Origin of the sequence: Frankia sp. Mgl5 (genome assembly GCF_023242985.1) — a bacterium.
GTDB classification, from domain to species: domain Bacteria; phylum Actinomycetota; class Actinomycetes; order Frankiales; family Frankiaceae; genus Parafrankia; species Parafrankia soli.
The window spans coordinates 1-258 of record NZ_JALKFY010000203.1 but is presented as its reverse complement, the minus strand read 5'-3'; the positions used below and the strand labels follow the sequence as shown (position 1 = coordinate 258).

The 258-nt window shown below is 55.8% G+C and carries 1 pseudogene; it reads right to left on the bottom strand.

Annotation, left to right across the window (positions count from 1 at the left end):
- Positions 1 to 258: pseudogene (locus MXD62_RS09010) on the bottom strand (ABC transporter permease); the annotation flags it as partial.

Below are 258 nucleotides of genomic sequence, written 5' to 3'. Positions count from 1 at the left end.
GAACAAAGCAGCAATATAGTTTAACAATAGCGTGGATATCAGCAGATTGACGCGAAATCGCGCTTCAAACCAGGCAGCCATCGCAGACCAGAGGCCGCCTGCAGCCATCCCGACGAGAATCGCTGCAATCAACTTGACAAAGCCGGGACCGGGGAGATAAACGGCCGTTAACGCGGCAGCGACCCCGCCGAGAACCATCTGCCCCTCTGCTCCCATGTTGAAAAATCCAGCCCGAAACGCCAAAGTGATCCCCAGACC